This is a genomic window from Corallococcus sp. CA041A (assembly GCF_003612075.1).
Taxonomy (GTDB): Bacteria; Myxococcota; Myxococcia; order Myxococcales; family Myxococcaceae; genus Corallococcus; species Corallococcus exiguus.
This window is the reverse complement of record NZ_RAWF01000044.1, coordinates 1-21,081: the sequence shown is the minus strand read 5'-3', so window position 1 is coordinate 21,081 and position 21,081 is coordinate 1. Positions and strand designations below refer to the sequence as shown.

Here is a 21,081-nt window from a genome sequence, read left to right as displayed (position 1 = left end):
ACTAGCGGGCCTCCTTGCCCGGGGCGGAAGACGGCGCGGCCTTGTCGGCGGACGGCACCGCGTGGAGCACGACGCGCGCGTCCGGGCGCAGCACGTCGTTGGCGAACTGCTTCACCGCGTCGGGCGTGACGTCCTGGTAGCGCGCCAGGTCCTGCGCGACGTAGCTGGGCTCGCCCACGAACTGGTTGTAGCTCTGGAGCGTGTCGGACTTGCTGCCGGAGCCGCCCACCGCCTGCAGACCCGCCAGTTGGCGCGTGTCATAGCGGGTGCGCGCGCGGACAATCTCCTCCTGCGTGACGCCGTCCTTGCGGACCTCGTCCAGCACCGCGTCGATCTCCTTCTTCAGCGTGTCCGTGGTGACGCCGGGCCGGGCCACCGCCTCGATGGAGAAGACGGACTGCGCGCCCTGGCTCTGCTGCACGGCGTCCACGCTCTGCGCCAACTGCTTGTCCAGCACCAGCCGGCGGTACAGGCGGCTCGCGCGGCCCGTGCCCAGCGCGGTGGCGAGCACGTCCGCCGTCGCGTCCCCGGGCTTCAGGTACGGGGCGGTGAGCCAGGACATGGTGAGCAGGGGCAGCGTGGCCACCTTCTCGTCGTGGCGGATGACCGTCTCACGCGTGACCTTCACCGGCTTCACGTCCGGACGCTGGGGCCTGGGTCCAGAGGTCAGCGTGCCGAAGTACTTCTCCACCAGCGCCTTGGCCTTCGCGGGGTCGAAGTCGCCCACGATGGCGAGCGTCGCGTTGGAGGGCGCGTACCACTTGCGGAAGAACCCCTTCACGTCATCCACCGTGGCCGCGTCCAGGTCCTTCATGGATCCAATCACGTTGCCGGAGTACGGGTGCGGCGCGGGGAACAGCGCCTGCCACGCCTTCTCCTGCGCCTCGCCGTAGGGGGCCGTCTCCACGCTCTGGCGGCGCTCGTTCTTCACGACCTCCTTCTGCGTATCGAGCTTCTTCTGCGTGAGCGCGTCCAGCAGGAAGCCCATGCGGTCGCTCTCCAACCAGAGGGCCGTCTCCAGCAGGTTGCTGGGCACGGTCTCGTAGTAGTTGGTGCGGTCGAAGCTGGTGGTGCCGTTGAGGTCCGTGGCGCCCGCCTGCTCCAGCAGGCCGATGTGCACGTCGTCCGGCACGTGCTTGGAGCCCTGGAACATCATGTGCTCGAAGAGGTGCGCGAACCCGGTGCGGCCCGGCTGCTCGTCGTAGGCGCCCACGTGGTACCAGATGTTGACGGCCACCACGGGCAGCTTGCGGTCCACGGAGAAGATGACCTCCATGCCGTTGGGCAGCGTGTACTTCTCATACGGGATGGCCAGGTTTTCGCGGCCGGGCTCCAGCGGCTTCGCCTCGGGGGTCTGAGCGAGCGCCGGAAGCCCCACGAACAGGGCCGCTGCGGCGAGGGCCTTCAATCGGGACAAGGTTCCTCCACGGTTCAGGACGTTCTCTCGCGCGCTTAGCACGCGCCCCGGGGCCTGTAAGCCGGAAGGAGACGGGGTGGGCCCGGGGGTGCCGGGTGTTGCTCGCCGTGCGACACTGCGGCCATGAGCCCGGAGGTGCCCCTCTCCCAGCAGGGCCGCTGCGCGGTCCACCCGGACCTGCCCGCGGGCGGCACCTGTTCCCGCTGCGGGAGCTTCTTCTGCGCGGACTGCGCCACGTCCGTGGCGGGCCTGGGCGCGCGGTTGTATTGCACGGCCTGCGCGGCGCGCCCGGACGTGAACTACCTGGAGGCCCTGCGCCAGCGCTATTGGGGCCGGCGCGATGACTGGGCGTGGGTGGTGGGAGGCGTGACGCTGCTGCTCTGCGTGGCCACCGCCGCCGCGCTGGCGCAGTGGGGGCTGCGCGCGACGAAGTCGTCGTTGTTCACGCTGTTGCTGCTGTTGCCCGTTCCGGTGGGCGTGGCCTTCTTCCTGGGCCAGCGCTGGGCGCGGCACGCCATGCTGGTCACGCCGTTGGTGATGGCCGTGGCGGCGGATGCCATGAACCGGGATGGGCGCTTCTTCTACTTCCTGTGCGCCATCCCCGGGGTGCTCACCGGGCTGCGCATCCACCGGGACGTGCGCAACCAGCTCTTCTTCCGGCTGCCGGTGTCGCCCGGGGCGCTGAAGTTTCTCTGGGACCAGCGCTTCAACAACCCGATGGCGCATCAGGCGCTGCGGTTCGGCTTCGGCTCGGTGCTGATGCCCCTGCTCTCACCCATCGCGGTGATTTGCGGCGCGGTGGCGCTGACACGCGTGGACCCGGCGGCGACCCCGCCCATTGGCCGCCAGGGCCAGGCCATTACGGGCCTGGTCCTGGGGCTGGTCAGTCCGCTGCTGTGGTGGTTCGTCCTGCTGCCGTGGTTGGCGGACCTGATCCACTCCTGACCGCGGTGGTCAGAAGGTGCGGGACTGCAGCGAGATCCGGGTGCGGATGGTGTCGCGCACCCGGTCCCCGGCGCCCTGGCACTCGCCGCGCGCTTCGTCCAGGTGCAGCTCTGAGTCTGTCCGGGGCAGGTCCCCGCCCAGGAAGCACGTCCCCAGCGGCAGCTCCTTCAGCCAGACATCCTGGTTGAACATCACGCGCAGGGAACCGCCCTCCTCCAGCGTGAGGTCGTAGGCGGTCTCGAATCCCAGCGCCGTGCCCTCGGGCAAGGTGAGGTTCATGTCCCAGGCCCGCGAGTCCTGGACCAGGCGGGTGTAGGCCTTGAGGCCATTCTTCCCCAGCACGAAGTCCACCCGCCGGTAGATGCCGGGGGGCACCCGCAGTTCCTTCATGTCATTCGTGGTCTTCCCAGTCGACAGGTCCATGGAGAACGGGCCCGCGATGGTGACCGTGCCCGGAGCGTCTCCCGACTGGACGCACCCGGTGCCCTCCGGGAGCTCGTCCTCCACATCCTCGCAACGCAGTCCCCCGCCCAATTCCAGACGGATGTCCGCCACGTCGGCGTAGACACCGTCCAAATGAAAGACCGAGCCGTCACCCGACTTGATGTCGCGGAGCGGAGCGATATCCGTCATCGCCCGGACTCCCGAGGCCGGGACCGCCAGGGAGCTCCCCTGGAGACGCGAGTGATTGAGCGCGAAGTACAGCCGGGGATGGCTGTCACCGCAGCCGGACAGCCCCAGGGACATCAAAGACAGACACAGCCAACGTGAGGTCATGGACATGGGTTCACCGGTGGGAAGCGAGGTACATCCGGGTGCTGGCTTCGATGTTCTGTTTCACGCGCTCGGCGGCGCCCGCGCACGCACCCGTCCCGCTCTCCAGGCGCAGCGTGGTGCCGTCCAGGGTCAGGTCTCCCAACGCCAGACAGCTCGCCACGGGGACGCCGTCGAGCCACGTGGTCAGGTCCAGGCTGCCCACCACGACGGGGTTTTCGGCGTCGCTGAGGTCAAAGGGATGCCGCGGCTCGAAGCGCAGGGCCGCGGTGGACGGGAAGGCCACTGTCAGGACATGGCGCTGGTCCTCCCAGGTGAAGCTCGCGGCCATGCTGAAGCTGGGGAGCGAGGGCGCGTTCTGACCCAGGCGGGCCTCGATGCGGGAATAGGTTCCCTGGGGGATACGGAGCGTCCAGTCCGGGATGATCGTGGCGCTCAGCCAATTCACGTCGAGGGGCTCCCGTACGCTCAACGTCCCGGGCTGTCCATCCGCCGCGTCGGTGCAGGTCATCAACGGGGCCAGCGGGTCCTCGTAGTCCGAGCACTCGCGCCCGGACGGCAATTCCAGACGCACGTCGAACAGCGTGGCGTTGGCGGACTCGACCGTGAACTTGAGACCGTCGTTCGAGGAGAAGGTGGGCGACGCGAGCGGGGCGTCCATCGTCATCCGCCGGGACGGCGAGGCCTCCGCCGTCAGCGGACGCATGTAGGTCGACGGGTTGATGCCGAAGCGCAGCTCGGTGGTGTCCGAGTCGCTGTCACAGGCAGATAGACACAGCACGGCGACAGCAAGGCCGGAGGCACGCAACCAGGGGATGGAGGGCATGTCGGAAGCAACGCGTGAGGGGGAGCGCCTCCGGCCGGGCGTCCCAATGCGCGGACCCCGGAGGGCCCACGAAGCCACAGCATGCCCGAAGCCCGGGGAAATGGACAGACACCCGCGATGGTGGCGCATGCCAGCGGACAGGCCGGTGCCCACGCTGAAGGAGGAACCCCACAGGAGAGACGCCATGGCAACGCAACGAGTGAGCGACGTAATGACATCCGACGTGGAGGTCGTCCGCCCGTCTGATTCCCTGAGGGTCGCCGCGGAGAAGATGCGCCTGCTGAACGTGGGCCCCATCCCCGTGTGTGATGGCGACCAGCTGGTGGGCATCGTCACGGACCGGGACATCGTCATCCGCGCGGTGGCGCAGGGACTGGACGCCGAGCGCACCCAGGTGGCCCAGGCGATGACCCGGGGCGTGGAGTTCGTCTACGACGATGACGACCTCACCCAGGCGGCCCAGAAGATGAGGGCCTCGCAGATCCGCCGCATCCTGGTGTTGAACCGGGAGAAGCGGTTGGTGGGCATCCTCTCGCTGGGGGATGTCTCGGCGGAGCTCAGCGACCAGGAGAGCGGCAGGACGCTCGAGGAGGTCTCCGCCCCGTCACAGCCGGCCGCACCCTGAGACGGCTACATGCCGCCGAGCTTCGTCTCCAGCTCCGACAGATCGCGGTGCACGGCCGCGTCCGTCTCCCGCAGGCCTTCGACCTTGCGCACGGCGGAGATGACGGTGGAGTGGTCCTTGTTGAAGCGCGAGGCGATCTCCGGGAAGGAGCTCTTCGTCAGCTTGCGGCTCAGGTACATGGCCACCTGGCGTGCGTGCGCGAGCGCCTTGTGGCGCCGGTCCTCCTTCAGCGCTTCGACCGTCACCTTGTAGAAGCGGGCGACCTCGCGCTGGATGGCGTCCACGTCCACGGCGCGCTGCGCGGGCAGGATGTCGCGCAGCACCTGGGACGCGAACTCCTCCGTCACCGGCTGCTTGGTGAGGCTGTGCATCGCGGACAGCTTCACGAGCGCGCCTTCCAGTTCACGCACGTTCTTCTGCACGTGCTTGGCGATGAAGTGCGCCACGGGGTCCGGCAGGTCGAGGCCCTCCTGCTCCGCCTTCTTCTGGAGGATGGCGACGCGCGTCTCGTAGGAGGGCTCGCGGATGTCCGCCATCAAGCCCATGGCGAAGCGGCTGCGCAGGCGGTCCTCCATGCCGGGCACTTCCGCGGGCACCATGTCGCTGGTGAGCACGATGGCCTTGTTGAGGCCGAAGAGCGTCTCGAAGGTGTAGAAGAACTCCTTCTGCGTCTCCTCGCGCTTGCCCAGGAACTGGATGTCGTCGATGAGCAGCACGTCGCACTCTTCGCGGAACTTCCGGCGGAAGTCCGTCATGCGGTGCTCGCGCACGCTCTCCACGTACTCGTTCGTGAACTGCTCGCTGGAGAGGTAGACGATGCGCTGGGTGGGGTCCTTCTCCCAGATGTGATTGCCCACCGCCTGGAGCAGGTGGGTCTTGCCCAGGCCGGTGCCGCCGTAGATGTAGAGCGGGTTGTAGTTGTGGCCCGGCCGGTGGGCCACGGCCTGCGCGGCGGCGGCGGGGAGCTGGTTGCTGTCCGCGACGACGTAGGTGTCGAAGGTGAAGCGCGGGTTGAGCCGCGCGGGGCGCAGCGAGTTCACCTTGACGATGGGCGTGGGTGGCAGGTCCGCGGACGGCGGGATGCCGACGACGACCTCATAGGCGACGCGGCCCAGGGACGGCTCCAGCCGGGCCAGGTGCGTCTCCAGCATGGCGCGGTAGTGGTCATCCACCCAGTCGCGGAAGAAGCGGTCCGGCACGCCCAGGACCAGGGCGTTCTCGCGCACCTCCATGGGGCGCATCCGCTCCAGCCAGGTGAGGGCGTAGTGCAGCCCCTCCTGACGGATGGCTTCCAGCGTGCGGGTCCAGATGACGCCGGCACTGGGAAGCGAAGGCGAAGGGGCTTGGGCGAGGGCGTTCACTTGGAGGCTCAGGGACGGCGCGGAACGAGGGAACCCGCGGGCGTTCGGCGGTGCTAACACCCGCTCTCCGGCTGATCAAGGAACCGGCCTGTAGCACGGATCAGCGGGGCGCCCTGGCGGGTGGGGATGATCACTCCCGGTGGATCCGCTTTTTCGCCTCTAGCGCGAGCCGTTCCGGTGGGTTGTGCGAGGTGGTCCGTGGAGCCACCTGAACGGATCCACCGGTGTGTCCGGGACGTCCTGCGCTGGACGGATGGCGGAGGTCCGTCCGTGGCCCTCCCCTGCTCCCGGCAGCATGGGAGGGAACCCTCGAGGCCTGGGAGCGGCGGGATGTGTGAACCGCATCGTGGAGCGGGGCTGACGCGCAGGAGCGCGCTGTTCGCGGGGGCTCTGCTCCTGGGCGCGGGATGTCTTCGACGGGGGACGGTGCCCGTGCGCGAGACGATGTCACAGGACACGGGGAAGGCGGGCCGCCGCTACCTGGTGAAGGGCGGCGTGGTGACGCTCATGGAGCGCAGCAACGTGGACACCGTCATCGTGGCCGGACAAGTCCGCAAGTGGCGCGGGGCGCTGGTGGACGTGGACCTGGAGGGCCTGCGTCAGCGGGTCACCGCGTCCCGGGACTTCCTGTTCGAAACATCCGGCGTGCCGCGCCGGTTGTTCTGAAGGGACCTTGCGGCCTCCGCACGCGCCGGCTCATTCCCGCCCCAGGCCCCAGTTACGGTCCGGGTCATTGTGGCGATTGTTGGCGTACAGGCTTTTCTTCTGAATCTTCTGGGCCGTTCCGTCAGCAGAAACCCACGAGAAGGTGACATCGGAGTCGTGACTCTTCCCAGAGTTACTCCACTGGCTGAACACCCCCTTGGTCACGAGCAGGCCCCCAATCCTCATTTGGATGGAGCCGCCCTGTAAACCATGGTGGCGGATGAATACGCTGTTGAGCAGGCTGTATGTGAAATCCTGCTCGGTGATGCGTTCTGGCTGATCGATCAAGAGGGCACGTGCTTGCCGGGCCTCTTCATCCTTGCGCATTGCTTCGAGGATCTCCGGAAGAGAGTTGGCATACGCCCGAAGTTTCACAGGGTCACCCGGGCTCGCCCGCTTCTTGCGCAGCTCGAAGAGTCCCGCCTCATACATTCGGATGAGCAGGATCGCACCTGCAGGGGTCACCCGGTTGCGCTCGCGGCTTTTGAAGCACTCCTCCAGGTCCGAGGGTGTGATGATCAAACCCGGGCTGGGTTCCCGTCGTCGGGGATCCGGTGGTTTGGGGAGAGGAGTTCCATCCTCTCGGACATAGGACTGCGCCCATGGTTCGTTCCGTCTATAGGCGTTGTAGTGCTCGTTGGAGAAGTCGTTGTCGAAATCGTCAAGGGTCTGCTTTGCCAGGCGCGGCTTTACATCCGGCAGCAGCGCGAGCGCCTCCAATAGGAGCATGAGCCGCTCATCAAGGATTCTGGGTGAAGGCGATGTTGGAGGGGGTGGTGACATTTGGGCGCCCAAAGATCCAGAGGAAGGCATGGCACGAAGTCGATCTCTCGTTCCTACGCCTTGGGTATGCCATGGAGGTCTGACACGCGGATTAGGAGTGCAGAGCGTGGGCTGGCACTTTCGTGTGATCAAGGCACTGACCGTCCGCCTATTTCCGGAAAACGCTCGTAGGCCCACAGAAGTGCTGCCAGGTGCGCGCGGTTTCCCAGGTCGAGCGGAGCATCCGTGAGCCGGACCACCCACCCGCCAGTAGCCGTGCGCCGGGCACGTGACAGCAACTCGGCGTCACGCGAAGGGTCCGGGAACCCGATGGCCATCGCGGCTGAGGCAGACCAGTAGTTCAGCCAACCCAGGTGGCGTGGAATCTCTGGAGCGGAAATCGCTTCTGGGAGCTTGAGGGCGGGCAGGCCGAGAGGTGGCCTTTCAGGTCCATGTCGCTTCGGGCCTGTCTGATCCGCGATGACCTGCATCACGGATGACGGCGCCAGGAGCCCCCAATATGCTCGGACACCCTCCGCGACGTGCTCCAGCACATCCGCTGCCGCCGCGATGCTGGCGGCGTCCTGAGGCAGCTTCGCATGGACCTGGAGTTGAGGTTGTCTGCCCGGACTCGAACTGGCGGATCTGCGCAGTCCGGAAATCGTCACCGGGTAGTCCTCGTCTCCGTTGCAGATGAGCGGAAACTCTCCTCGTGCCGCTGAGGCCGCGAGCCACGCGTCTCGCTGAGATAGCGCGACGGGCTTTCCTTCCTTGGATATCTCCCACGCCAGACGCATGCCGGGCATTGCCCGTTCCATGCCTTCAACGACAGCGAGCGTACGGCCGTCGTCCATCGTTAGAGCCGGCGCATGGACATTCAGGATGAGGCGGTCGCGCGTCGTCATCGTCCGCACCCCGTGACGACGATATCCAACTCGTCGGCAATCTCCTTCAGCGCGGCTTTATGCGCCTCGCTGCTCACGCCCACCACGAAGGCGTAGCCACATGCCCCCGCGATGTCTCGCTCCTCCAGCAGCTCGGCCACCTGGTCCCTGACCACCTGCGCTTGAAGGAAGTCGCTGTACGTGTCGAACTGGTCGGTCTTGATTTCCCACAGCACGCGCACACCGAATTGCAACGCATCGAAGTGCTTGCCGTTCACGAGCACGGCATGGCCGGGGTAGCGATTCGGTGGAATCCTGTCGGCACACCGGTTGTGCGCGTCGTCTCCTCCCCGGTGCTTGACCGGAATGGGCTCGCACCTGGGATGGCGCGTCCGGTCCAAGGCGTCGGGAGGTATCGGGGGCTGCCAGTCCTTCCCGACAGGGTCGGGTTCAAGCTTGGGCTTCCGTTTCGCCACGGTCTCCCGGGGAACGGCCTGCGTTCCTCGCATGGCCCCAGCTTCCTCGGGATAGAGCTGGCGGAACTCGTACGCGTCCAGTCCCTCTTTGATGGCGACCCCCACCACGACAACCCCTGTGATGATGACTGCGCCCATGACGATTTCAGGAGCGACAAGGACACAAACTCCAAGGCCCAGGGTTGCAGCTCCAGCGGAGGCGACCGTGCAACGTCCCGTCGGATCGTGAAACCGGATCCGGTGATGGTCCAGCGCTCCGAAGCAGCGCTCCACCACCACGGACCAAGGCGAAGAAGCCTCCTGGACGACGCATCGTCCCTCATCACTTCAGGGCAGTTTTGACGCCCTATGGAGGTTGGCGACTCTCAAGGAAGAGGTCGTGCGGGCCTTCAGGGGCGTTGAGGGAGCGCACGCCGAGGCTAGGAGCAAAAGCAGGATGCAGGCAGGGAGGCGCATGGCCACGCCCGTTCAACCGGCCAACCACTCGTGGGTCAACAGCGAAGGACCTGGATCGGGCCCGCCCTACGCCGGACCCAGGGTCCTTCAGCCAAACCCTCTTCCTTGCCCCCTGCCCCCTTTTCCTACATGATCGCCAAGTCCACCCGGCGCAGGGCTGTTCGGTCGGCGCAGGTGATCCTTGATTGACTTGTCCAAGAATTAGGGTTACGGACGCCCCCTTTCCACTGTACGGGTCGCGCCGGAAGTTCCCAGGTGCCGCCTTCAGCTCTCAGGAGTCGTTGTGTCCAAGCGCACGTACCAGCCGTCGAAGATCCGGCGCAACCGCGCCCACGGGTTCCGTAAGCGGAATGCCACCAAGGGCGGCCGGGATGTCCTCAAGCGCCGCCGCGCCAAGGGCCGTAAGCGCCTGGTGGTGTCGTCGTTCAAGAAGTAACTGGACGCACGGACGATGGCCGAGGGAGCGGCGCCGCGGGTGCCTCAGGCAACCGACGAGCGCTTCCCCAAGGCCTTTCGCCTGCTCCAGCGGCGTGAGTTTCTTGAAGTCCAGGAGGGCGGTCAGAAGCTTCCGTCCGACTGCCTCCTGGCCCTCGTTCAACGCAATTCCCGGGCGCACTCCCGCGTAGGTCTCACCGTTTCCAGCAAGGTGGGCAACGCGGTGGTGCGCGCACGCCTGCGCAGAGTGCTCCGCGAGCTGTTCCGCAAGCACCGCGGGCAATGGCCCCCCGGTCTCGACGTAGTCCTGGTCGTTCGCTCCTCGGCGAAGGAAGCCTCCTTCGCGCAAGTTTCCCGTGCGTTCGACGGTGTCACCCGTAAGCTGCAACGGCTCTTTCCGGCACCGCGCGTGCCTCCTAAAGAGCCCGCCCCATGAGTCCACTCGCCTTCGTCATCGCCCTGCCCATCCGCTTCTACCGGCGGTTCCTGGGGCCGCTGCTGCCGAAGGCGTGTCGGTTCCATCCCTCGTGCTCCACCTACGCCATGCAGGCGCTGGAGAAGCACGGCGGGTTCAAGGGCAGCGCCCTCACCGTCTGGCGCCTGCTGCGCTGCCAGCCATTCCACCCCGGTGGATTCGATCCCGTCCCCTGACGGTTTGCTTCCGCCCGCCCTCCGGCGCCGTGCCGCCGGGGCATAGGGAACTCCATGACGAACGACCCGCTGTCGCCCCAGTCCAACGATTCGCAGAAGCGGCTGCTCCTGGCGCTCGCCCTCTCCTTCGCCGCCACCGCCGCCTACACCTTCTTCTTCGCCCCCAAGGGGCCGCCCCCGGGCGCGGAGGGGACGGACGCGGGCGTCGAAGTCGCCTCCACGCTGGACGCCGGCACCCCGGGCATGGCCGCCGTGCCGCCGCCGGGTGTGGGAGGCGAGGACGCGGGCACCCACGCGGAGGTCCCGCCGCCCCCCGCGCGCACCGCGGAGTTCGCCCGCCCGGAGGTGAAGTACACCTTCTCCTCGGAGGGCGCCGGCCTCACCTCCGCCGTGCTCCAGGGCACGAAGATGCGCGAGCAGCAGTCGCTCACCGTCAAGGAGGGCTTCGAGAAGCTCTTCGGCAAGGACATCCCCCCGCCGCCGCAGATGAACGTGGCGCACCCGGTCCCCGGCCAGCCCCTGCCGCTCGCGGTGACGATTGAGGGCGCTGCTCCGCTGGCGGCGAACACCCGCTACGCCGTGCAGGAGGGCCCCACCGACAACGGCGGCAGCGTGGTGTTCACCGGCCGCCAGGGTCCGTGGGAGGTGACGAAGACGGTGCTGTGGCCGCGCGAGGGCTTCGAGTTCACCTACACCCTCCAGGTGCGCAACACCTCCGCCCAGGCGCAGTCGGGCGAGCTCAAGGTGCACTACGGCCGCGCCATCGATCCGGAGTTCGAGCACGCGCCGTCCTTCTTCGGCGGCGTGGGCAACCTGAGCCGCTCCACGTGCTGGGTGGAGGACAAGCTCCACAACCTGTCCCCGGGCGACAAGCCGCCGGAGGAGACGAAGGGTCCCATCTCCTTCTTCGGCATCAACCAGCAGTACTTCCTGTCCGCGCTCTACCCGCTGGACGGCGCGCTCAACGGCCACTGCACGCTGACCGCCACGCCCACCGCGCGCGAAGTGTCGGCGGGCTTCCCGCTCAACGTGGCCCCCGGCCAGGTGGCCACGTTCCGCTTCGGCGGCTACGCGGGCCCCAAGGATCCGGACCTGCTGCGCCTGGTGCCCGGCGCGGAGCTGCGCTCGGTGGCGGGCCTGTCCACCACGACCTTCCATCCCATGATGGAGGACACGGTCGACTTCGGCATCTGGGCGGTGGTCTGCAAGATCCTCCTGGCCGTCATGAAGTTCTTCCACGGCATCGTGGGGAACTGGGGCGTCGCCATCATCCTGCTCACCGTGGTGGTGAAGCTGGTGCTGCTGCCGCTCACCTACCGCTCCATGGTCAGCATGGAGGCGGTGAAGGTGCTGCAGCCGAAGATGGAGGAGATCCGCAAGAAGTTCGCGGACGACAAAGAGCGCCAGAACATGGAGATCATGAAGCTGTACCAGGAGGCGAAGGTGAACCCCCTGGGCGGCTGTCTGCCGCTGCTCATCCAGATGCCGGTGTGGATCGCCCTGTTCACGTCGCTGCGCAACAGCTTCGAAATCTACGGCGAGCCCTTCTTCGGCCCCATCTGGCGTGACCTCACCTACAAGGACCCCACGTACATCCTGCCGCTGGCGCTGGGCGTGTCGATGATCATCACGCAGAAGATGCAGCCGCAGATGATGGACGCGGCGCAGGCGCGGATGATGACCTGGGTGATGCCCATCATCTTCACCTTCACGCTGCTCCAGTACCCGGCCGGCCTGTCGCTCTACATCTTCACGAACAACGTGCTCTCCATCGGCCAGCAGTGGGGCCTGCGCAAGTGGCTGGACCGCAACAAGAAGAACCAGACGGGCGGCGGGACGCCGGCGGTCGTCACCGCCGGGGGAGGCAAACGCAAGTGAGCGGGGCACAGGTGGTGGCGGGCGGCGGGGACTTCCGCCCCCGGGTGGAGAAGCTGCTCACGGACATCCTCGGACTGATGGGGTTCCCTGCGCGGCTGGACCTGCAGGACGCCACCGACGGCAGCCTGTCCGTGGCGCTCCACTTCGAGTCCGGTGCGCCTCCGGGCGTGGAGCCGGGCAAGCGCAGCCAGGTGCTGGATTCGCTTCAGTTCCTGCTCAACAAGATGCTCCACCGCCCCGGCGTGGAGCGCCGCTGGGTGATGCTGGGCGCGGGCGCCCACCCGGAGCCCCGGCCGCGCCGTGACGCGGCGGCGGCGCAGCAGCCGGCAGCCGCTGCCGCTCCGGTCACGTCCGTGGCGCAGGCGGCTGCCGCCACTCCCGCGCAGCAGCCGGCCCGGGCCGCGGCGCCTGCTCCGGCCGCGCAGCCGCAGCAGCGCAACGCCCGGGGTGGTCAGCCGGCGCAGCAGGCCGCGAAGCAGGTACAGGCCCCCGCGAAGAGCGCGGAGGCGGACGAGCGCACGCTGCAGGTCGAAGAGGATCCGGTGTTCCGGGAGGCCGTCCGCAAGCTCGCGGAGAAGTCCGCCAGCCTGGGGCGCTTCTATGCGTTCGCCGCGATGAAGACTGAGGACCGCGCGCGCGTCCTGAAGGCAGTAGAAGGAGTGGGTGGAGTGAAGGTGGCGGCGGAAGGCGAAGGCCGCAACCGACGCGTGGTGTTCACCCCGGCGAAGCCCGCCCCGATGCCCAAGCGGAGCCTGCTGCCGGACGACGACGAGGACGACGTCGACGCCTGAGCAGGTGTGCCCGCTTCGGGGCCGCTGGCGGGCGCGAGAGGAGCGAATGGGTAAGTCGAAGGGTTTGAAGGACAAGCTGTACGGCGCGGCGGTGCTGAAGATGAGCTTCCGCCTGCGAGGGGACGAGGAGTCCCCGGCGTTCCGCTTCGTCTACCCGGGCGTGCTGCGCGACCTGGCGGTCGACGACGCCGAGGTGGAGAAGTACATCGAGGAGCACCGCGACGTCGTGGAGCGCGCCGCTCGCGGCTCCACTCCGCCGCAGGGCGTCCGGTAGGGACTCGAGGGTGGGAGTCATGCGTGCGCCCGTCCGCCGGTGCTCCCCTGCCCTCCATGACGTCTGACTCCGCCACCATCGTCGCCCTGGCCACCGCGCCCGCCGCGGGGGCCGTGGGCATCCTCCGGGTCTCCGGTCCGGCCGCGCTGGAGGTGGGACGGAGGCTCGCGCCCGGTGTCCCCGCGTCTCCCACTCCGCGCCATGCGTACCTGGCGTCGTTCGTGGACGCGGCGGGCGCGGTGCTGGATGAGGGCCTGTTCCTCTACTTCCAGGCGCCCCGGTCGTTCACGGGCGAGGACGTGGTGGAGCTGCAGGCGCATGGCAGTCCGCGACTGTTGCGGCTGCTGCTCGCGCGGGCGCTGGAAGATGAGCGCGTGCGTCCGGCGCTTCCCGGTGAATTCACCCGGCGCGCGTTCCTGAATGGCCGCATCGACCTGACCCGCGCGGAGGCGGTCGCGGACCTGGTGGCCGCGGATTCGGAGGCGGCAGTGCGCGCCGCGGCGGCCGGCCTGTCCGGTGCGTTGGCCGAGCGGATCCACGCGCTGGAGACGCCGCTGCGCGAGCTGCACGCGGACCTGGAAGGCGTCCTCAACTTCCCTGAAGAGGCGGAGGGCGCGGACGCGGAAGCTGGCCCTCGCGTCACCGCGTTGCGCTCCGCCGCGGAGGCGCTGCGCGCGGAGGTGGGCCGTGGACGGCTGGTGCGCCAGGGCGCTCGCGTGGCGCTGTACGGCCCGGTGAACGCGGGCAAGTCCACGCTGTTCAACCGGCTGGTGGGCGAGGCCCGCGCGTTGGTGGACGACGAGCCCGGCACCACCCGCGACGCGCTGGAGGCTCGCGTCGAATGGGACGGCCTGGGCGTCACCCTCTACGACACCGCTGGCCTGCGCGAGGCGCCCGGACGCGTGGAGGCCCTGGGCATCGCGCGCACGCGGGAGCTGCTCGCGGCCGTGGACCTGGCCGTGCTCGTGTTGCCTCCGGGGACTTCGCGGGACGAGGCCTCGTCGTGGACGCGCGAGGCTGGCGCCACGCCCGTGCTCTCCGTCACCGGCAAGTGCGACGTGATGCCGGGGGCTCGGGAGGAACACGGCTCCGCCGCCCTCCCCTCCCCTGCCCCGCCGCGCGTCAGCGGCCTCACGGGCGAAGGCGTGGAGGCGCTCCGGACCTCCGTGCTCACACGGCTGTGGGGCGGTGGCACTCCCTCCGCGGTGGCGCTCGTCTCAGAGCGTCACGCGGACGCCCTGCGTCGCACCGCCGAGGCGCTGGGCCGCGCCGAAGCGGCGTCACGCGTGTCCACCCTGGAGGTCCTCTCCGGCGAGGTGGGGCTCGCGCTGGAGGCCCTGGGCGAGGTGTCCGGAACCAGCGTTTCCGAAGCGCTTCTGGACACCCTTTTCCAGCGCTTCTGCATCGGGAAGTAGCGCCTTCGCGGGCGGCGGTCCGCATGTCAGACCCCTCCCTAGAATGCCTCGCGTTCACCGGCGCTCCCCGAGGCTTCATGACGGCACTTCAGCACCTTCAACCCACCTCCCACTCCCTGCTCTCGGCGCTTCCGTCGGGCTGGGTCGGGGAAATCCTCGATGGCGAGCTGGTGGCCTCGCCCCGCCTCTCCGTGGCGCCCGCTCGCGCGGCCTTCATGATGGGCGTGGAGCTGGGAGAGCGGCTGGATACGCGCCGTGGCGGCAATGGCCGCTGGTGTCTCCTGCGCGCGCCGGAGCTGCACCTGGGCGAGGACATCCTCGTGCCCGACCTGGCCGCGTGGCGCCGTGAGCGCGTGGCCGCCCCGCCGGAGCCCGGCGCCGCCTTCTTCACCCTGGTGCCGGATTGGGTCTGCGAGGTCCTCACCCCCGCCACCACCGCGCTGGACCGGGCCCGCAAGCTGCCCCTGTATGCGCGGGCCGGCGTGTCCTACGTCTGGCTGGTGGACCCCGTCGCGCGCACGCTGGAGGTCTACCAGCGCCTCAAGCGCGGCTGGCTCCTCACCGCGAGCCACGAGGACGACGCCCTGGTGCGCGCCGAGCCCTTTACTTCCGTCCCCCTGGAGCTCGGCTCGCTGTGGCTCCCCGACGCGCCGGAGGAGATGCCCCGGCTCGTCGCGGTGCCCTGAAGCCGCGGCTTCAGCTCGCGTGCTTGAGGCGCGCTTCGTCGGAGGCGCGCGACAGCCGCCGCACGGAGCGCAGCAGCAGATCCGGATCCACCGGCGCCGCCACGAAGCCTCGCGCATGCACGGCCTGCGCGCGGGGCAGGTCCCGCTCCGGCGCCTTGCCCGCCACCAGCACCTGCGCTCGCAGCCGCTGCGCCAGCACCTCCATCGCGGGCAGCGGCGCCACCACCACCTGCGCCTCGGTCGCGGCGCACACGTCCCCCGTGCTCGCCACCTTCACCGTGAAGCCCGCCCCGCTCAACACCTGCACCAGGCCCGCCGCCGCGTCCGCGCCCCAGCCGTACACGAGCACCTGCTCGCGCTCCGTCACGCGCGGCTTCGGCACCGGTGCCCAGGGGAGCTCCAGCGGCGCCAGCATGGGCAGGTTCGCGCTGTCCGCCTGCCGCACGGGTTCGCGGACGGGCTCCGGCGCCAGCATGTCCGTCAGCTCCGCCAGGGACTGGCCCACCACCAGGGGCATGGACTCCTCCCACTCCGGCAGGGTGAAGCTCTCCATCCCGGGACGGCGCCGCGGCGTCGCCGGCTCACCCCGGTACAGCCGCCCGATGGCCCGACCCAGCGCCGCGTCCGTGGCCAGCCGGGGCACCACCCTCGCCTTGCCGGACACGCTCTTCACCACGTCCAGCGTGGCCAGGCTCGCCGGCGCGGCCAGGGCCACCACCAGCACCTCCCGGAGCCCCTGCCCTTCCAGCCGCAGCGGCACCACGCGGTGGGCCTCCGCCACCTTGCACGGAATCAGCCTCGCGAGCGACGCGTCCAGCGGGCAGGCGTCCAGGTCCACCGACTCCACGCCGGACTGGGCCGCCAGCGCGGACAGCACCGCCTCCGCCGTGCAGAAGCGCTGGTCCACCACCACCTGCCCCAACGCCACGCCCCACTTGCGCTGGTACGCCAGCGCCGACTGCAACTGCAATGCATCCACCACACCCCGCGCGAGCAGGATGTCCCCCAGGCGCTTCTTCATCTCGTTCTCCTCCGGCCCCCCTCCGTGCTCCGGCCGGGACGACCTGCCCACCACTCCTGCCCCTGTACGTCAGGAGGGTGTAAAATTACAGTTAAACCGTAGGAAGCGAGCTGCAGCCAGGTGCTGGTTGCCTGCTCGGACCCAGAAGGTGCCGTTCGGCCACGCCTTCCCGCGGTTTCTCCGTCCTTCAACGAACCCCGCCTCAATCCTTGAGGGGGGGACGACAAAGCGGACGTTCATTGGCAGACCCGAGGGTGGCCGGATGTCGCAGACGTTCCTAGCCTGTACGCATGGCTGACGCGTGCCTGAGAGAATTCGTGCGGATGCTCCGCGCGCGCCGTGCCGCTCCCGGGGGACTCGCGGGGGTGGACGCGCGGATGGCGGGGCTGCACCTGGAGCCCACCAGTCTCAAGCCCTACCTGCACTTCCTACCGGGCCGCTACACGCGCAACCTCGTCCACCGCGACGAGGGCATGGAGATCATCGTCAACTGCTGGTCCCCGGGCGTGGCCTCGCCCATCCATGACCATGACGGTCAGGAGTGCTGGTTCAGCATCCAGCGCGGCGAGTTCCTCCTGGAGAACTACCCGCTGCTGGAGGGCGGAACGCAGCCCGGCCTGGCGCGGCTGGGGGCGCCGGTGCGAGTGGGGCCGGTGGGCGCCGGGCACGTGGACTTCCGCGACCCGGGCGCCCCCATCCACCGCGTGAGCATCGCCGGCAACGCGCCGGGCATCACGCTGCACGTCTACGCCGGCCCGGTGGCCAGCTGTCTCGTGTTCGATCCGCGGCGCCACCGCTGCGCGTCGCACGCCCTGCGCTACCACAGCATCTTCGGGCGGCCGGTGCGGCCCAACGAAGGCCGCGTCCCGGTCCCCCTGCACGTCTGAGCTACCAGCGCACCTCCGGAAGCGGCGCGTACAGCATGCGCCCCTCCGCGCCCTGCCCGGTGAGGCCCAGCTTCGCGCCCACGCGGTACACGGCCCGCACCTGCTCCAGCACCTGGGACGACATGGCGGCGTGGCCGGTGGCCTCGTCATCGCTGTTGTCCGCCTCGTGCTTGCCCAGGAGCTCCGACAGCACCTGGCCCGTGGGCCGGGGGCGCGGGAAGACGACGATGCGGACCGGGGCGTCCTTCTCCAGCTTCGCGGCCTCGCGGGCCAACTCCAGCGCCTTCGGGTAGCCGCCGAGCGCGTCCACCAGCCCGCGCTCCAGCGCGTCCTCGCCCGTCCACACGCGCCCCTTCGCGACTGACTGGAGCTTCTCCAACGGCATGTTCCGCGCCTGGGCGGCGCGGCTGGTGAAGTCCAGGTAGATGGTGTCCAGCTCGGACTCCAGCTGCGCGCGCTGCTCGGGGGTGAACTCCTTGTCGGAGCTGGAGAAGGTGGCGTTCTTGCCGAAGGCGATGGTGTCGAAGTTCACGCCCAGCTTCGCCCACAGCTCCGACGTGACGAACTTGCCGTTGTACACGCCGATGCTCCCCGTCAGCGTGCCCGGCTGGGCGACGATTTTATCCCCGGCCATGGCCACGAAGTAGCCGCCGCTGGCCGCGTACGTCCCCATGGAGACGATGACGGGCTTGCCCGCCTCGCGCGCGCGCTGCACCTCCCGGCGGATGGTGTCGCTGGCGGAGTAGCTGCCGCCCGGGCTGTCCACGCGGAAGAGGATGGCCTTCACGGATGGGTCCTCCACCGCCTTGCGGAAGGCCGCCGCCACCGTGTCGCCGCCCATCACCTGGCCGCCGGAGAGCGGGTTGGACTGGCTCTTGCCGCGCAGCACCTCACCCACGCCGTAGATGAGCGCGATGGTGGTGCCCGTCTGGTGCGGCCGGCCCGCGCGCTCCAGGTACTTGTCCACGTAGAGGAACTCCGCGCCGTCTCCGGCCTGCTTCTTCAGCTCGTCGTGGATCTCGTCGCGGTAGCGCAGCCCGTCCACCAGCTTCGCGTCCACGGCCGCCTGGCCCATGAAGGGCGCGCGGTCGATGAGCGCGCGCACCTCGTCCTCGGTCAGCTTGCGGCCCTCGGCCACGCCCTTCACCACCTGCTGGAAGAGGCCGCCGCCAAAGGCCTCCGTGGCCTCGCGCTGGTGGGGGCCGTAGGACTCGTCGGTGAAGGTGTTGACGGCGTTCTTGAACTCGGCGCGCTTGCCGAACTCCGGCTTCACGCCGAGCTTCGCGAAGGCGTCGCGCGCGAAGGGCGTCTCCATCACCAGGCCGGTGAGCCCCACGTCGCCGGAGGGCTGGATGTAGACGGCGTCGAAGGCGCTCGCGAGGTAGTAGGCGCCCGTGCCGTTGCCCGCCTCACCGAAGCCGTCCGCGTAGGCCACCGCCCGCTTGCCCGACGCGCGGAAGGCCTTCACCGCGTCCCGCAGCTCCTGCACCTGCGCCGAGCTGCCCGGCTGCCCGATTCGCACCACCAGCGACTTCACCCGGGGGTCCGTGGCGCCCTTCTCCAGGCCCTCCACCACGTCCCGGAGTGACGTGGGTTCCTCGCCGAAGGCGCCCGCCAGGGACGTGTCCAGCGTGTACTCCGGCAGCGGCTGCTGCAGGTCCAGCTCCAGCACCAGGTTGGACGGCACGCCTGGCTTGCTCGATGCCGCGAGCATCAACAGCCCCACCACACCCACCACGAAGAGGATGGACAGCGCTCCAATGAAGGCCAGCGCGCCAATGAAGAAGCGTTTCATCCGGAAGGACTCCTGGTGCCCAAGTACCCGAGGGGCGTTCCCCCATCTGGCGGCCTACCATCAACGCGCGCGTCCGACGACGCTTGCGTGCGATGCATTGATGGACGGCGGACGGGGAGCCAGGGCCCGCCCCTCCTGGTGGCCCGGGGGCGGGCCAGCATCCGGCCCCGGGCGAGGGCCGCCGCGGTGCACACCGTCCCTCTTGGAGCCAGGGGAACCAGGGGGCATCCGGCCCCGGGAGGCACGGGATGCAGAAGCGACGGTTGGGCAATTCCGACATGGACCTCACGGCGCTGGGGTTCGGCGCGTGGGCCATTGGAGGGGGCGGCTGGGCGTTCGCCTGGGGCACGCAGGACGACGCGCAGTCCATTGAAGCCATCCAGCGCGCGCTGGATTCAGGCATCAACTGGATTGATACGGCGGCGGTGTATGGGCTGGGGCACTCCGAGGACGTGGTGGCCCGGGCGCTGAAGGGCCGGGACAAGAGCCCGTATGTCTTCACCAAGTGCGGGATGGTCTGGGATGACGAGGGCAAGGTCAGCCGCAGGTTGAAGCCGGACTCGGTGCGCAAGGAGTGTGAGGCGTCGCTGCGCCGGCTGAAGGTGGATGCCATTGATTTGTATCAGGTGCACTGGCCGGTGGATGACGAGGCGGAGCTTGAAGAGGGATGGACGGCGCTTGCGGAGCTGCAACGGCAGGGCAAGGTGCGCTGGTTGGGCGTGTCCAACTTCAATGTCTCGCAGCTGGAGCGGGTGCGGCGCATTGCTCCGGTCACGTCGTTGCAGCCGCGGTACTCGCTCATCCATCAGGACATCGAGGACGAACTGCTGCCCTACTGCCAGAAACAGGGCATCGGGGTGATTGTGTATTCACCCATGGCGTCCGGCCTGCTGACAGGGGCGATGACACGCGAGCGCATCCTGGCGATGCCAGATGACGACTGGCGCCGCGGCAGCGCGGACTTCCAGGAGCCGAAGTTGTCGCATCACCTGTCGCTGGTGGAGCGCATGCGTGAAGTGGGCGCGAGGCATGGGCGTTCTCCAGCGGAGGTGGCCCTTGCCTGGACGTTGCGGGATCCGGCCGTCACCGCCGCCATCGTGGGGGCGCGCAGCGCGAAGCAGGTGGAGGGTTTCATCCACGCGGGGGACTTCCGGCTGACGTCCGAGGAGGTCCGCGAGGTGGAGGAGGTCCTGGGGGCCGGCTCCGCGATGGCGCCTGGCGGCATCTACGCCTGAGTGAGGAGGCGCATGGAGGGCTCAGTTCTCCCCTGGGCCGTCCATGCGCACTTCCAGGACGTCGATGCGCTTGCGGTCCGTGGTCTGGGCATCCGCGAGGTGATTCAGCATCCGACCCATTTGACCGAACATCTTCGTCTGGGTGCGTTTGACGCCATCTACCTCCCTCGCCAGCTCAGAGACGTGCGTGGTGAGCTCCCCCATGTTGTCGCGGAACCCATCCACCTCCTGCGAGAAGGCGCGGACCTGATCCGCGAAGATCCGGGTCTTCCTGTAGACGACCCGGCACTTCATGCGGAGCACCCGCAGCGCCTTCTGGGTTCGCGCGTACTGCACCTCCGACTCCTCCTGCATCTCGCGGAACTCCTGCAGCATCTGCAGCATCAGGTCCCCGCCCATCGCCTTCGCCATTCCGTACCCTCCCTGGTGACGCGCGAGTCTCCTACCAACCCATCCTGACATCGGATCCGCGCCAGGATACATGACGACCTGTGAGGTTGGAAGCGCGGGACAGGACCTGGGACGGTCCACGGGTGTCCCTGGGTGGACGCCTGCCGGGTGGGCCTGGGTTTCTCGGGATGGGAGGACCCGGTGGAGCGGTTAGAAGTCCCGTGCCTACTCCTTCGCACCCTGAGGACCGCATGACGCGTCGTACACCGCTCGCCCTGCTGGCTGTCCTGCTCGTGGCGGCCCCGCCCGTGTGGGCCCGGGCCCCGGCTCCCCTTCCGAAACCCGCTGCCTCCTCGACCGCGCGCGCCCAGACGAAGCCGGCCGCCCTGACC

General features: G+C 68.9%; 23 protein-coding genes. 13 read left to right on the top strand and 10 right to left on the bottom strand.

Annotated elements, in window-relative coordinates; genetic code table 11:
* Position 1: 1 nt before the first annotated feature.
* Complete coding sequence (locus D7V77_RS10560) at positions 2-1,408, bottom strand: pitrilysin family protein (protein ID WP_120576137.1); 1,407 nt, start codon at positions 1,406-1,408, stop codon at positions 2-4.
* Positions 1,409-1,552: 144 nt separating this feature from the next.
* On the opposite strand from D7V77_RS10560, the gene D7V77_RS10555 reads away from it, so the two are divergent.
* The gene (locus tag D7V77_RS10555) at positions 1,553-2,362 is read left to right on the top strand and encodes a DUF4190 domain-containing protein (protein ID WP_233596799.1); all 810 of its coding nucleotides are present in this window, start codon (positions 1,553-1,555) and stop codon (positions 2,360-2,362) included.
* 9 nt (positions 2,363-2,371) lie between these two features.
* On the opposite strand, the gene D7V77_RS10550 is transcribed toward D7V77_RS10555, so the two are convergent.
* A complete protein-coding gene (locus D7V77_RS10550; RefSeq protein WP_147452036.1) occupies positions 2,372-3,139 on the bottom strand; it encodes a hypothetical protein in 768 nt (255 codons plus the stop codon).
* A gap of 10 nt (positions 3,140-3,149) precedes the next feature.
* The gene (locus tag D7V77_RS10545; protein ID WP_120576134.1) at positions 3,150-3,962 is read right to left on the bottom strand and encodes a hypothetical protein; all 813 of its coding nucleotides are present in this window, start codon (positions 3,960-3,962) and stop codon (positions 3,150-3,152) included.
* Positions 3,963-4,146: 184 nt separating this feature from the next.
* On the opposite strand from D7V77_RS10545, the gene D7V77_RS10540 reads away from it, so the two are divergent.
* Complete coding sequence (locus D7V77_RS10540; protein WP_120576160.1) at positions 4,147-4,587, top strand: CBS domain-containing protein; 441 nt, start codon at positions 4,147-4,149, stop codon at positions 4,585-4,587.
* 5 nt (positions 4,588-4,592) lie between these two features.
* Here the strand turns inward: D7V77_RS10540 and dnaA are convergent, their stop codons facing one another.
* Complete coding sequence (dnaA, locus tag D7V77_RS10535) at positions 4,593-5,948, bottom strand: chromosomal replication initiator protein DnaA (RefSeq protein ID WP_120576133.1); 1,356 nt, start codon at positions 5,946-5,948, stop codon at positions 4,593-4,595.
* Between the two features lie 330 nt (positions 5,949-6,278).
* On the opposite strand from dnaA, the gene D7V77_RS10530 reads away from it, so the two are divergent.
* Positions 6,279-6,614, top strand: coding sequence for a hypothetical protein (locus D7V77_RS10530; protein WP_126936227.1), 336 nt, complete (start codon positions 6,279-6,281; stop codon positions 6,612-6,614).
* Between the two features lie 30 nt (positions 6,615-6,644).
* Here the strand turns inward: D7V77_RS10530 and D7V77_RS10525 are convergent, their stop codons facing one another.
* The 3 genes from D7V77_RS10525 to D7V77_RS10515 form a co-directional block, all read right to left on the bottom strand.
* Complete coding sequence (locus D7V77_RS10525; RefSeq protein ID WP_147452035.1) at positions 6,645-7,382, bottom strand: hypothetical protein; 738 nt, start codon at positions 7,380-7,382, stop codon at positions 6,645-6,647.
* 182 nt (positions 7,383-7,564) lie between these two features.
* Complete coding sequence (locus tag D7V77_RS10520) at positions 7,565-8,320, bottom strand: DUF5953 family protein (RefSeq protein WP_120576159.1); 756 nt, start codon at positions 8,318-8,320, stop codon at positions 7,565-7,567.
* The gene (locus D7V77_RS10515) at positions 8,317-8,913 is read right to left on the bottom strand and encodes a DUF6310 domain-containing protein (RefSeq protein WP_306770452.1); all 597 of its coding nucleotides are present in this window, start codon (positions 8,911-8,913) and stop codon (positions 8,317-8,319) included. Before D7V77_RS10515 ends, D7V77_RS10520 begins: the two co-directional genes overlap by 4 nt.
* Before the next feature lie 601 nt (positions 8,914-9,514).
* On the opposite strand from D7V77_RS10515, the gene rpmH reads away from it, so the two are divergent.
* From rpmH to D7V77_RS10475, 8 genes are all read left to right on the top strand, one after another.
* Entirely contained in the window at positions 9,515-9,667 is a 153-nt protein-coding gene (gene rpmH, locus D7V77_RS10510; RefSeq protein ID WP_120526629.1) for a 50S ribosomal protein L34, read from the top strand.
* 15 nt (positions 9,668-9,682) lie between these two features.
* The gene (rnpA, locus tag D7V77_RS10505) at positions 9,683-10,102 is read left to right on the top strand and encodes a ribonuclease P protein component (RefSeq protein ID WP_120576130.1); all 420 of its coding nucleotides are present in this window, start codon (positions 9,683-9,685) and stop codon (positions 10,100-10,102) included.
* Complete coding sequence (gene yidD, locus D7V77_RS10500) at positions 10,099-10,317, top strand: membrane protein insertion efficiency factor YidD (RefSeq protein ID WP_120576129.1); 219 nt, start codon at positions 10,099-10,101, stop codon at positions 10,315-10,317. The genes rnpA and yidD overlap by 4 nt, the downstream gene beginning before the upstream one ends.
* Before the next feature lie 54 nt (positions 10,318-10,371).
* Complete coding sequence (gene yidC, locus D7V77_RS10495) at positions 10,372-12,195, top strand: membrane protein insertase YidC (RefSeq protein ID WP_120576128.1); 1,824 nt, start codon at positions 10,372-10,374, stop codon at positions 12,193-12,195.
* Positions 12,192-12,986, top strand: a complete 795-nt coding sequence (locus D7V77_RS10490) for a hypothetical protein (protein ID WP_120576127.1) — start codon at positions 12,192-12,194, stop codon at positions 12,984-12,986. Before yidC ends, D7V77_RS10490 begins: the two co-directional genes overlap by 4 nt.
* Positions 12,987-13,032: 46 nt before the next feature.
* Positions 13,033-13,260, top strand: a complete 228-nt coding sequence (locus D7V77_RS10485; RefSeq protein WP_120576126.1) for a hypothetical protein — start codon at positions 13,033-13,035, stop codon at positions 13,258-13,260.
* Positions 13,261-13,316: 56 nt separating this feature from the next.
* Positions 13,317-14,675 (top strand): tRNA uridine-5-carboxymethylaminomethyl(34) synthesis GTPase MnmE, encoded by a 1,359-nt coding sequence (gene mnmE / locus D7V77_RS10480; protein WP_120576158.1) that lies wholly within the window; start codon positions 13,317-13,319, stop codon positions 14,673-14,675.
* A gap of 77 nt (positions 14,676-14,752) precedes the next feature.
* Complete coding sequence (locus D7V77_RS10475; protein ID WP_120576125.1) at positions 14,753-15,361, top strand: Uma2 family endonuclease; 609 nt, start codon at positions 14,753-14,755, stop codon at positions 15,359-15,361.
* A gap of 10 nt (positions 15,362-15,371) precedes the next feature.
* Here D7V77_RS10475 and D7V77_RS10470 read toward each other — a convergent pair whose 3' ends face one another.
* The gene (locus tag D7V77_RS10470; protein WP_120576124.1) at positions 15,372-16,382 is read right to left on the bottom strand and encodes a general secretion pathway protein GspE; all 1,011 of its coding nucleotides are present in this window, start codon (positions 16,380-16,382) and stop codon (positions 15,372-15,374) included.
* A 323-nt stretch (positions 16,383-16,705) separates the two neighbouring features.
* Between D7V77_RS10470 and D7V77_RS10465 the strand changes: the two genes are divergently transcribed.
* Positions 16,706-17,269, top strand: a complete 564-nt coding sequence (locus D7V77_RS10465; RefSeq protein ID WP_233596796.1) for a cysteine dioxygenase family protein — start codon at positions 16,706-16,708, stop codon at positions 17,267-17,269.
* 1 nt (position 17,270) lies between these two features.
* On the opposite strand, the gene sppA is transcribed toward D7V77_RS10465, so the two are convergent.
* A complete protein-coding gene (sppA, locus tag D7V77_RS10460) occupies positions 17,271-19,064 on the bottom strand; it encodes a signal peptide peptidase SppA (RefSeq protein WP_120576122.1) in 1,794 nt (597 codons plus the stop codon).
* A gap of 248 nt (positions 19,065-19,312) precedes the next feature.
* Here sppA and D7V77_RS10455 point away from each other — a divergent pair, with 248 nt between their 5' ends.
* The gene (locus tag D7V77_RS10455) at positions 19,313-20,299 is read left to right on the top strand and encodes an aldo/keto reductase (protein WP_120576121.1); all 987 of its coding nucleotides are present in this window, start codon (positions 19,313-19,315) and stop codon (positions 20,297-20,299) included.
* 21 nt (positions 20,300-20,320) lie between these two features.
* Here the strand turns inward: D7V77_RS10455 and D7V77_RS10450 are convergent, their stop codons facing one another.
* Positions 20,321-20,710: a hypothetical protein gene (locus D7V77_RS10450; protein WP_120576120.1), complete on the bottom strand. Its 390-nt coding sequence runs from the start codon at positions 20,708-20,710 to the stop codon at positions 20,321-20,323.
* Between the last annotated feature and the right edge of the window lie 371 nt (positions 20,711-21,081).

Excerpts from the sequence above, each read along its gene's own strand:
- D7V77_RS10540 (WP_120576160.1), top strand. The coding sequence starts at position 4,147 with ATGGCAACGCAACGAGTGAGCGACGTAATGACATCCGACGTGGAGGTC.
- sppA (WP_120576122.1), bottom strand. The coding sequence starts at position 19,064 with ATGAAACGCTTCTTCATTGGCGCGCTGGCCTTCATTGGAGCGCTGTCC.
- D7V77_RS10450 (WP_120576120.1), bottom strand. The coding sequence starts at position 20,710 with ATGGCGAAGGCGATGGGCGGGGACCTGATGCTGCAGATGCTGCAGGAG.
- D7V77_RS10545 (WP_120576134.1), bottom strand. The coding sequence starts at position 3,962 with ATGCCCTCCATCCCCTGGTTGCGTGCCTCCGGCCTTGCTGTCGCCGTG.
- D7V77_RS10475 (WP_120576125.1), top strand. The coding sequence starts at position 14,753 with ATGACGGCACTTCAGCACCTTCAACCCACCTCCCACTCCCTGCTCTCG.
- D7V77_RS10550 (WP_147452036.1), bottom strand. The coding sequence starts at position 3,139 with ATGACCTCACGTTGGCTGTGTCTGTCTTTGATGTCCCTGGGGCTGTCC.
- D7V77_RS10515 (WP_306770452.1), bottom strand. The coding sequence starts at position 8,913 with ATGGGCGCAGTCATCATCACAGGGGTTGTCGTGGTGGGGGTCGCCATC.
- rnpA (WP_120576130.1), top strand. The coding sequence starts at position 9,683 with ATGGCCGAGGGAGCGGCGCCGCGGGTGCCTCAGGCAACCGACGAGCGC.
- D7V77_RS10520 (WP_120576159.1), bottom strand. The coding sequence starts at position 8,320 with ATGACGACGCGCGACCGCCTCATCCTGAATGTCCATGCGCCGGCTCTA.
- D7V77_RS10525 (WP_147452035.1), bottom strand. The coding sequence starts at position 7,382 with ATGCTCCTATTGGAGGCGCTCGCGCTGCTGCCGGATGTAAAGCCGCGC.
- D7V77_RS10530 (WP_126936227.1), top strand. The coding sequence starts at position 6,279 with ATGTGTGAACCGCATCGTGGAGCGGGGCTGACGCGCAGGAGCGCGCTG.
- yidC (WP_120576128.1), top strand. The coding sequence starts at position 10,372 with ATGACGAACGACCCGCTGTCGCCCCAGTCCAACGATTCGCAGAAGCGG.
- D7V77_RS10465 (WP_233596796.1), top strand. The coding sequence starts at position 16,706 with ATGCTCCGCGCGCGCCGTGCCGCTCCCGGGGGACTCGCGGGGGTGGAC.
- mnmE (WP_120576158.1), top strand. The coding sequence starts at position 13,317 with ATGACGTCTGACTCCGCCACCATCGTCGCCCTGGCCACCGCGCCCGCC.
- D7V77_RS10485 (WP_120576126.1), top strand. The coding sequence starts at position 13,033 with ATGGGTAAGTCGAAGGGTTTGAAGGACAAGCTGTACGGCGCGGCGGTG.
- D7V77_RS10455 (WP_120576121.1), top strand. The coding sequence starts at position 19,313 with ATGCAGAAGCGACGGTTGGGCAATTCCGACATGGACCTCACGGCGCTG.
- D7V77_RS10470 (WP_120576124.1), bottom strand. The coding sequence starts at position 16,382 with ATGAAGAAGCGCCTGGGGGACATCCTGCTCGCGCGGGGTGTGGTGGAT.
- yidD (WP_120576129.1), top strand. The coding sequence starts at position 10,099 with ATGAGTCCACTCGCCTTCGTCATCGCCCTGCCCATCCGCTTCTACCGG.